We start from the raw sequence: 7,776 nt of genomic DNA, 5'->3' as shown, positions 1-7,776 counted from the left end.
CCTCCATCCGGCGCTTATACGCACTGTCCCGACTCGCCAGCCAGAAATACAACGGCGACGTCACCACCAACCCCACCACCCAGGACAAATCCGCCCCGTTGATGTGTTCCGAAATCGGCCCTACGTACAGCGGTGTGTTCATGAACGGAATCTGCACCACAATGCCGACCGCATACGCCAGCAGGGCTTGCGGGTTGTAGCGCCCATAGATCCCGCCATCCACGCGGAAGATCGAGGCAATGTCGTACTTGCCCTTATGGATCGCGTAGAAGTCGATCAGGTTGATCGCCGTCCACGGCACCAGCACCACCAGCAGCACCAGCACCATGTCGACGAAGTGACCGATGAAGTCCTTGGAGGCGAACACGGCCGCAATCGCGCAGGCGGCCAGTACCAGGATCGAAATCAGCGCACGGCTTTTCGCCGTCGGGATCCAGCGGTAGGCAAAGGTCTGTACCAGGGTGATGATCGACAGCACGGCGCCATACAGGTTGAGCGCGTTATGGCTGATCACGCTGAGCAGGAACAACACCAGCATCAACGGCCCGATAGCGCCGGTGGCGAGTTTGACTGCGTCCATGGTGTCCATGCCCACCGGCGTAGCCAGCACGGCGACCGCGCCGAAGATGAACGACAGGCTGGAACCCAGGGCTGAGCCGAGGTAGGTGGTCCAAAAAGTGGAGGCAACCGGCACGTCGGCGGGCAGGTAGCGCGAATAGTCCGACACGTAGGGGGCGAATGCGATTTGCCACAGGGCCGCCAGGGACACGGTCGCCAGCACACCTGCGATGTTGAAGCTGCCGCGTGTCAGGAAGTCCGTGGTCTGTACGTGGGTGAAGATGTAGCCGAAGCCCAGCACGATACCGGCGCCGAGCACCCAGGTGCCGATGCGGTTGAGCACATGGATGAAGCGGTAGCCGATGATGCCGATGATCCCGGAGCCGATGGCGCCGATCACGATGCCCACCGGCACGGGCACCGCGTCGACCACGCCGTGTAGGGATTTGCCCGCGAGCACGATGTTGGAGGCGAAGAAACCGATGTACATCACGCCGGCGATCACTACCACCAGCAAGGCGCCGAGGGAGCCGAACTGGGCGCGGCTCTGGATCATTTGCGGGATGCCCATTTGCGGGCCCTGGGCCGAGTGCAGCGCCATCAGCACGCCGCCGACCAGGTGGCCGATGAGGATGGCGATGATGCCCCATACCAAGTTGAGGTGAAACAGTTGCACACCCAGGGCACCCGTGACGATCGGCAGCGGCGCGATATTGCCGCCGAACCACAGGGTGAACAGGTCCCTTACCTTTCCATGGCGATCTTCCGGGGGCACGTATCCAATCGTGTGTTTTTCGATAAGCGGGGCGGAGGATGTTGCAGTGGTGACCATGACGAACTCCAAGGCAAGGTGAGTACGTTGACGTACTTCGCTGTGCGCCACGTGCGCGGCGCTTTGTTGTTGGAGTGATGATCTGCAATGGGCGCAGGGAGGTAAATTAGTAAGTTTGTTGCTATAGACCTTAAAAAATATAGCTCGCAGCCTTGCGGCGCTCCGGTATGTTGCCTACACCTGTTTTGCGGGCGAAGTCCCACGTTTCTGGAGGTCCCGATGGCTGCGTACAACCTGCGCCAACTCAGATATTTCGTCACCACGGCCGAGTGCGGCAGCGTCGCCGAGGCCTCGCGCAAGCTGTACATCGCACAGCCGTCGGTGTCCACGGCGATCAAGCAGCTGGAAGACAGCTTTGGCGTGCAGCTGTTTATCCGTCATCACGCCCAGGGTGTGTCACTGACGCCCAGCGGCGCACGCTTTTATCGCAAGGCCCTGGAGCTGCTGCGCGTGGCCCATGAGTTCGAGCAAAACGCCCTGGCGGACAATGACGTGGTGGCGGGGCAGATCGATATCGGCTGCTTCGAAACCGTGGCGCCGTTGTACTTGCCACGTCTGATCGCGGGTTTCAAGGCGCGTTGGCCGGGGGTGGAGATCCGCATTCGTGATGGCGAGCAGCAGGAGCTGGTGCAGGCGCTGACGGCGGGCAGCATTGACGTGGCGATGCTTTTCGAACACGACCTGGGCGCGACCATCGAGACCACGCCGTTGATGCCGCCGCAGCAGCCTTATGCGCTGTTGCCGGCCGATCATCGTTTTGCGCAACAGGCCAAGGTGTCGCTGGCGGACCTGGTGCTGGAACCGATGATCTTGCTGGACGTGCTGCCGAGCCGCACCTACTTCGTCAGCATCTTCGAAGAGCGTGGGTTGACGCCGAATATCGTGTTCAGCTCGCCGTCGATCGAGATGGTGCGGGGGATGGTGGGGCGGGGGTTCGGATTTTCGATCCTGGTGACCAAGCCGTTCACCGAGTACACCTATGATGGGCAAAAAGTAGTGTGTGTACCGTTGGCGGAGACGGTCACAGGTTCAGGGTTATCGGCCGTGTGGCTGCGACGGGCACCGCTGACCAAGCCGGTGCAGTTGTTTGTGGATTACTGTCGCGAAGAACTCGCCCGCCTGCTCGGCTGACTGTCAGCTGCCCGAACGCGGCTTTTCCCGAGGGTCTTTACGACTGTCGGCCGGCTTGGGTGGTTTCTTGTCGGTATCCTTGGGTTTCTTGTCGCCGTCGGCCTGGCTGCTGGGGTAGGTTCCCGGCGGCAGGGCATTGGCTGCAGGTGCTTGGGTGTTGTCGCCAAATGCGGCGTGGGCGGGGCCTGTCAACAGGGCTGACAGGCTGACGATTAGCAAAATCCTTCGGGACATTCTGGTCTTCATGACGCAATCCCCTTATTGCCTAAAGGTTTGGCCTTGCTTAATTGGGAGTGTCTGCAGGAAATCAAAGTTTTATAAGGGTGACGCCGAGGCGACGAGCGGCCCTTCGCGCAATTTTTAATGAACCCTCAAGGCCGATGCTTGACCTAATGCTTACGACCTAGGAGGTGAAGCATGGAAATTCAATATATCTGGATCGGCTTGGCGGTGATTTTGCTGCTGTTGGAGTTGTGGGCGATCAATACCGTATTGCGCAGCACGGGGGGGTGGGAGAGCAAGGGGTTGTGGCTGGTGATCCTGATTTTTGTACCGCTGTTCGGCTTGATTGCCTGGGCGATGTTCGGGCCCAAGCGTGAGATGCCGGAACACCGCAAAAGCTGAACGAAACAGGCGCCTCGCTGGGCGCCTGTTTGCCTCAAACCTCTACTTGTAACACTTCCAATCCCAGCTGCTCATACGCTTCCACACTCGGCACATGCCACTCTGTAATCAACGTGTGAATGCGGCTGCACGGTGCCACCACAAAAGGCTCCACGGCACCGAGTTTGTCCGCCATGGTCACCGCTACCACATGGGAAGCGCTGTCGAGCAGTGCCTGCTTGACCGCCACTTCATCAAAATGCAGCGAGCTGATGCCCACTTGCGGGTGCAGCGCACAGACGCCGGTGAACAGCAGGTCGGCTTTGATGCCCTGGATCATTCGCACGGTTTCATGGCCGCTGGTGGACAGCGTCGCCGGGTTGAGTTGGCCGCCGGTGAGGATGACTTTCACGTCAGGATGGTCGGCCAAAGCGATGGCGATCATCGGTGATGTCGTGACCACGGTGAGGCGGATCGAGCGCGGCAATGACTGGGCAATCTGCAGCGTGGTCGAGCCGGAATCGAACAGTACGATTTGCCCCTCTTCCACACGGTCTGCCGCCAGCCGAGCGAGGTGACGCTTGGCCTCATTGGTCTCGCCGACGCGGGTGAAAAAGTCTTTTCCGGTGTCCTTGGGCCGGGGCAGGGCGCCACCGTGGACGCGTTGCAACAGCCCGGCGGCGGCGAGTTCGCCGAGGTCGCGGCGGATGGTGTCCTGGGACACGGCAAAGTGTTCCACCAGTTCCGAGGCGGTGACTTTGCCGTCGCGCTCCAGCAGCAACAGGATCTTCTGTTTGCGCAAAGAAGGCAGGTCGATGTCTTGATGAGTGCTGTGCATGTTTGTGCGCTTTTTTGCAGGTTTTTGCGAGATTAGCCTTACGGCTATCTAAACGCAATGGCTGGTTGCGCAGCCGATGGGCGGTTACTCTCAGCATTCAGTTCAGGGAGAGGTGACCTAGATGTCGTTGATCACAACCATCGAAGATTTACGCAAGCTCGCGCAAAAACGTGTCCCACGCATGTTCTACGACTACGCTGATTCTGGCTCCTGGACTGAGAGCACTTACCGGGCAAATGAAAGTGATTTTGCCAGCATCAAGTTCCGCCAGCGGGTGGCGCGCAACATTGATCAACGCTCGATCCGCGCCACGATGATCGGCCAGGAGATGGCCATGCCAGTGGCGCTGGCACCGACCGGATTGGCCGGGATGCAGCACGCCGATGGCGAGATTCTGACCGCGCGCGCCGCCGCAGCATTTGGCCTGCGCTACACCTTGTCGACCATGAGTATCTGCTCTTTGGAAGACATCGCCGAGCACGTCGGCCAGCCGTTCTGGTTCCAGCTCTATGTGATGCGCGACCGCGCCTTTATCGAACAGTTGATCGAGCGCGCCAAGGCTGCCGGTGTGGATGCCCTGGTGCTGACCCTCGACTTGCAGATCCTCGGCCAGCGCCACAAGGATTTGATCAATGGCCTGTCGGCGCCGCCGAAACTGACCTTGCCGAATATCCTCAACATGGCGACCAAGCCACGCTGGGTGATGGGCATGCTCGGCACTAAACGCCGGGGTTTCGGCAATATCGTCGGGCACGTGAACGGCGTGGCGGACATGAGTTCGCTGTCGTCCTGGACCGCCCAGCAATTCGACCCGCGCCTGAGCTGGGACGATGTGGAATGGATCAAGAAATGCTGGGGCGGCAAGTTGATCATCAAGGGCATCCTCGACGTGGAGGATGCACGCCTGGCTGCGAATGCCGGTGCCGACGCACTGGTGGTGAGTAATCACGGTGGTCGTCAATTGGACGGTGCGCCTTCGAGCATCAGCCAGTTACCGGCGATTGTCGAAGCGGTGGGCGAGCGCATTGAGGTGTGGCTCGACGGTGGCATTCGTTCCGGCCAGGACGTGCTCAAGGCGATGGCATTGGGCGCCAAGGGCACCATGATCGGCCGCCCGCATTTGTATGGTCTGGGCGCCATGGGCGAGGCGGGTGTGACCAAGGCGCTTGAGATCATCGCCCGTGAGTTGGACGTGTCGATGGCCTTGTGTGGGTATAACGATATACGCGATGTGAATCGCGAGATTTTGTTGCCCGGTACATTTCCTGAAAGCGTTTGCTGAGCAAAAAAAACGTAAAAATATAAAAAGAGTTGTCCACGAAAACCGTGGGTATCTCTGTGGATAACTTTGCGAAGCCCCGGCAGGGTTGGCGATTTTGGCAGAGGTTATTATTTGATCAACTTCTGTTTTGGCCCAGCATGGGCAGGGTTTGCGCTTGACACGCAAGCGCGAACCCAGTGCCGAAATACGCTTTTACGAGTCGCCGCTGCGACCTGTGGAGTGTGTGACTACCTGCGCCGGCATCTTCGCTTGCATCAGCTTGTCCAGCGCCTGGCCATAGCTGCGACCCGCCAGGCTCATGCTGTTGTTATGGCTGGCACCGGGCACCATTAACAGCCGCTTGGGTTCCTGGGCGGCTTCAAACAATTGCTGGCTGAAACGCGGCGGTACGTAGCGATCGTCCAGGCCATGCACCACCAGCAGCGGCATATGGATATCGGCAATCTTGTCGATGGAATCGAATTTCTGCGACAGCAACCAGCGCACCGGCAATGAGGTGTTCGCCACGGCCGTGGCCACATCCGCCAGCGACGTGAAGGTGGATTCGATCACCAGCCCGCGCACCGGCAGCGGAGTCTGCCTGCCCAATTCGGCAGCCAGGTCGATGGCCACTGCGCCGCCGAGTGAGTGCCCGTAGATCAGGCGTTTATTCGGGTCCGGTTGCAGCACCTGGAAACGCTCCCAGGCGATGCGCGCGTCTTCATACACGGTGGTTTCCGACGGCAGTTCGCCGTGGCTCTGGCCGAAGCCGCGATAGTCGATAGCCAGTACCGAATAACCCAGGGCGTGCAGTTGCTCGATGCGAAACAGTTGCCCGGTCAGGTTCCAGCGTACGCCGTGCAGGTAGAGGATGGCGGGCGCGTCTTTCTTGTCCACCGGGTACCACCAGCCATGGATATTCTGTCCGGCTTTGAAACTGGCCGGCTTGAGTTCGAATTCCTGCACTGCCTTGGGCAAGCCGCTGTACCAACTGGCGGTGCCCGGCTCGATGCGAAACACCAGCTCGCGCTCCTTGTGTTGCAGCACAGCACAGCCTACCGGCAGGCCGACGATCAACAACGCCATGCACACCAGGGGAAACCAGCGCAGGCTCAGGCGCGAGAAGAAACGAGAGGACATGAAGGTTCCAGGAAAAAGGTGAAGCAGGGGTTTTACCAGATGGCCCAATCAGGCAGGAATTAATTCGACAGCCGTCAACGGGGATTGCTTGCAAAGTATTACAGCATTGAACAAGGCGCGCCGAGGTTGTTAGGGTGGGCGGCCCGAACAGGAGAGCAAGCACATGGACTTCACAGGCAAAACCGCACTTGTCACCGGCGGCGCACGCGGGTTGGGGCTCAGCTACGCACGGGCTTTGGCCCTGGGTGGCGCACGGGTGGTGATCAGCGATATCGGTGCCGACAATGCCGGCGCGGGCAGCGATGCCTCGGTGGTCCAGGCAGCGGCAGAAACCCTGCAGGCCGAAGGCTTGAACGTGATCGGCCATGGGGGCGACCTGTCCACGAACGCGGGCTGCGAGCAACTGATCGCGTACGCCATCGAGGCCTTCGGCCAACTCGACATCCTGATTCACAACGCCGGCTGGGTCGGTTACCAGCCCATCGCCGACCTCGACGCCGCGTTCCTGCAACGTGCCATGGACATCAACCTCTACGCACCGCTGTGGCTGTGCAAGCACGCCTGGCCGCACCTGCTGCGCTCATCTGCACCGCGCATCATCCTCACCACCTCCGACCGCGCCATGTACGCACAGTATGAGCAGGCCGGCCTGGTGGCCTACAGCGCCGGCAAGATGGCGCAACTGGGGATCATGAACGCGTTGAGCCATGAGGGCGCGGAGGCCGGGATCAAGGTCAATGCAATCTCGCCGGTTGCCAAGACGCGCATGTGGGGCGTGACTGAAGAACCGGATGAACTCAAGCCCGACTGGGTGACGCCGGGTGTGCTGTTTCTCGCCTCTGAGCAGTGCCAGGACACAGGCTATATCCTGCGCGCCAGCAACGGCCAATTCACGGCCACGCGCTTCACCGAAAACCCAGGGGTGGACTACCCGCGCAACCTGGCACGGATCAAGGCGAGTAGCGCGGAAGCCGTCGCCTGCGCCTGGGACAGCATCAAACAAGCCCAACCTCTTTCTTGAGAAACCCGAGCATGGACAACAGCCCCGTTCGCATCACCGCCGAAGAAACCCTCTCGGAAAACTGGTACCTGCTGAAAAAATACAGCTTCGACCTGCGCCGCCGCGACGGCAGTTGGCAAGCCCAGACCCGCGAGGTGTACGACCGCGGCAATGGCGCGACCATCCTGCTGTACAACCGCGAGCAGCGCACGGTGTTGTTGATCCGCCAGTTTCGCATGCCGACGTTCGTCAACGACTACCACGGCTACCTGATCGAAGCGGCCGCCGGCTTGCTCGACAATGCCAGCCCCGAAGAACGTATTCGCCTGGAAGCGGAAGAAGAAACCGGGTATCGCGTGGGGCATGTGGAGAAGATCTATGCGGCGTTCATGAGCCCGGGGTCGGTGACGGAG

9 protein-coding genes are annotated in these 7,776 nt (G+C 60.3%); 5 read left to right on the top strand and 4 right to left on the bottom strand.

The genetic code is table 11. The annotated features are described in order from the left end of the window. A partial coding sequence (locus tag HX823_RS30885) for a cytosine permease (RefSeq protein WP_177078412.1) occupies positions 1-1,390 on the bottom strand: 1,390 nt, incomplete at its 3' end. Positions 1,391-1,609: 219 nt separating this feature from the next. Between HX823_RS30885 and HX823_RS30880 the strand changes: the two genes are divergently transcribed. Then, on the top strand, positions 1,610-2,521 hold the full coding sequence (locus HX823_RS30880) for a LysR substrate-binding domain-containing protein (RefSeq protein ID WP_033896676.1): 912 nt from the start codon (positions 1,610-1,612) through the stop codon (positions 2,519-2,521). A 3-nt stretch (positions 2,522-2,524) separates the two neighbouring features. On the opposite strand, the gene HX823_RS30875 is transcribed toward HX823_RS30880, so the two are convergent. Further along, positions 2,525-2,755, bottom strand: coding sequence for a hypothetical protein (locus HX823_RS30875; RefSeq protein WP_371317994.1), 231 nt, complete (start codon positions 2,753-2,755; stop codon positions 2,525-2,527). A gap of 183 nt (positions 2,756-2,938) precedes the next feature. Here HX823_RS30875 and HX823_RS30870 point away from each other — a divergent pair, with 183 nt between their 5' ends. Continuing rightward, positions 2,939-3,145 carry a PLDc N-terminal domain-containing protein gene (locus HX823_RS30870; RefSeq protein ID WP_033901872.1) on the top strand — a complete coding sequence of 69 codons (207 nt, stop codon included), beginning with the start codon at positions 2,939-2,941 and terminating at the stop codon, positions 3,143-3,145. A gap of 34 nt (positions 3,146-3,179) precedes the next feature. On the opposite strand, the gene HX823_RS30865 is transcribed toward HX823_RS30870, so the two are convergent. Next, positions 3,180-3,962 carry a DeoR/GlpR family DNA-binding transcription regulator gene (locus tag HX823_RS30865; protein ID WP_038846894.1) on the bottom strand — a complete coding sequence of 261 codons (783 nt, stop codon included), beginning with the start codon at positions 3,960-3,962 and terminating at the stop codon, positions 3,180-3,182. A gap of 121 nt (positions 3,963-4,083) precedes the next feature. Between HX823_RS30865 and HX823_RS30860 the strand changes: the two genes are divergently transcribed. Next, a complete protein-coding gene (locus tag HX823_RS30860; RefSeq protein ID WP_038846891.1) occupies positions 4,084-5,244 on the top strand; it encodes an alpha-hydroxy acid oxidase in 1,161 nt (386 codons plus the stop codon). A 192-nt stretch (positions 5,245-5,436) separates the two neighbouring features. Here the strand turns inward: HX823_RS30860 and HX823_RS30855 are convergent, their stop codons facing one another. Continuing rightward, positions 5,437-6,363, bottom strand: coding sequence for an alpha/beta hydrolase (locus tag HX823_RS30855; protein WP_177078408.1), 927 nt, complete (start codon positions 6,361-6,363; stop codon positions 5,437-5,439). Between the two features lie 163 nt (positions 6,364-6,526). Between HX823_RS30855 and HX823_RS30850 the strand changes: the two genes are divergently transcribed. Both HX823_RS30850 and HX823_RS30845 read left to right on the top strand, forming a co-directional pair. Continuing rightward, positions 6,527-7,384, top strand: a complete 858-nt coding sequence (locus HX823_RS30850) for an SDR family NAD(P)-dependent oxidoreductase (RefSeq protein ID WP_177078406.1) — start codon at positions 6,527-6,529, stop codon at positions 7,382-7,384. A gap of 11 nt (positions 7,385-7,395) precedes the next feature. Next, a partial coding sequence (locus HX823_RS30845) for an NUDIX domain-containing protein (RefSeq protein WP_177078404.1) occupies positions 7,396-7,776 on the top strand: 381 nt, incomplete at its 3' end.

Origin of the sequence: Pseudomonas sp. P7759 (assembly GCF_013386445.1) — a bacterium.
GTDB lineage: Bacteria > Pseudomonadota > Gammaproteobacteria > Pseudomonadales > Pseudomonadaceae > Aquipseudomonas > Aquipseudomonas azotoformans_A.
The sequence above is the reverse complement of the archived record's forward strand: the minus strand, read 5'-3'. Positions and strand labels throughout refer to the sequence as shown.

Bases quoted from the DNA above. Each gene is read 5' to 3' on its own strand.
- HX823_RS30880 (WP_033896676.1), top strand. From the start codon at position 1,610: ATGGCTGCGTACAACCTGCGCCAACTCAGATATTTCGTCACCACGGCC.
- HX823_RS30875 (WP_371317994.1), bottom strand. From the start codon at position 2,755: ATGTCCCGAAGGATTTTGCTAATCGTCAGCCTGTCAGCCCTGTTGACA.
- HX823_RS30870 (WP_033901872.1), top strand. From the start codon at position 2,939: ATGGAAATTCAATATATCTGGATCGGCTTGGCGGTGATTTTGCTGCTG.
- HX823_RS30865 (WP_038846894.1), bottom strand. From the start codon at position 3,962: ATGCACAGCACTCATCAAGACATCGACCTGCCTTCTTTGCGCAAACAG.
- HX823_RS30860 (WP_038846891.1), top strand. From the start codon at position 4,084: ATGTCGTTGATCACAACCATCGAAGATTTACGCAAGCTCGCGCAAAAA.
- HX823_RS30855 (WP_177078408.1), bottom strand. From the start codon at position 6,363: ATGTCCTCTCGTTTCTTCTCGCGCCTGAGCCTGCGCTGGTTTCCCCTG.
- HX823_RS30850 (WP_177078406.1), top strand. From the start codon at position 6,527: ATGGACTTCACAGGCAAAACCGCACTTGTCACCGGCGGCGCACGCGGG.